Raw genomic sequence first — 1,110 nt, 5'->3', positions numbered from 1 at the left:
GGCTAGGTGTAGTTCCTCGACACGTTGTGAATGGTCCGTGCAGTAGTCGGAGACCTCCGATATGGATGTGGGTAACCACTACTCACAATCCGATACGGAGGTCTCCTATGGTTCACCGTAGATCACCGCTTACCCCTGAGGGAAGGCGACGCCTGGTAGTCCTGGTCATCGACCACGGCTGGTCTCAGCGCAGGGTTGCTGAGCGTTTCCAAGTCTCCTCAGCCACAGTCTGGAAATGGGTCAGCCGTCACCGGCAGGGACACGGGTTCGAGGACCGCTCCAGCCGGCCCCAACACACTCCGCGCCGGTTGCCGGCTCGGACTGAGCGGCGGATCATCGCCCTGCGGTTTACCAAGCGCTGGGGACCCCACCGGATCGGTGCTCACCTCGGGGTCCCACGCTCGACGGTGGGCCGGGTTCTTCAGCGATATGCCATGCCGAAACTGGAGTGCATTGACCAGGCCACCGGACTGCCAGTACGCCGAGAAGCGCCACATCGCTACGAAGCATCCGCTCCTGGTGAGTTGGTGCATGTGGATGTGAAGAAGCTCGGCCGCATCCCCCACGGCGGAGGGTGGCGTACTTATGGCAGAGGCTCTGCCCAGGACCTCACGGCTCGGCGCGCTGCTGATGCTCAACGCCGGGCTGGGGCTTCACCCTCCCGTGGGTACCGCTATCTGCATCACGCGGTCGATGACTACTCCCGGGTGGTCTATTCCGAGATCCTCGATGATGAGCGCAAGCACACCGCGGCCGGGTTCTGGCACCGGGCCCAGGCTTTCTTCCACCGCATTGGCGTGGAGGTGACCGCGGTGATGACGGATAACGGTTCCTGCTACCGCTCAGGTGAGTTCAAAGATGCGCTGGGCGAGCAGATCACGCACAAAAGGACCCGGCCTCGTCGACCCCAGACCAACGGCAAAGTCGAAAGATTCAACCGCACCCTGATGACCGAATGGGCCTACGCCAGGCCCTACACCAGCGAATCAGCCAGAGAAGCCTCCTACACAGAGTTCCTCCACGGCTATAATCATCACCGAACCCACACCGCCATCGGAGGCGCTGTTCCCTCAGCCCGCGTTCACAACCTCACGGGGAACTACAGCTAGG

Annotated in this window: 1 protein-coding gene; it reads left to right on the top strand. The window is 62.2% G+C overall.

The window, feature by feature from the left end; genetic code table 11:
• Positions 1 to 107 precede the first annotated feature (107 nt).
• Positions 108 to 1,109, top strand: a complete 1,002-nt coding sequence (locus FEF26_RS15465) for an IS481 family transposase (protein WP_138254421.1) — start codon at positions 108 to 110, stop codon at positions 1,107 to 1,109.
• Position 1,110 lies beyond the last annotated feature (1 nt).

It is taken from the genome of Nesterenkonia salmonea, from assembly GCF_005771525.1.
Taxonomy (GTDB): domain Bacteria; phylum Actinomycetota; class Actinomycetes; order Actinomycetales; family Micrococcaceae; genus Nesterenkonia; species Nesterenkonia salmonea.
This window is presented reverse-complemented; position numbering and strand designations above follow the sequence as displayed.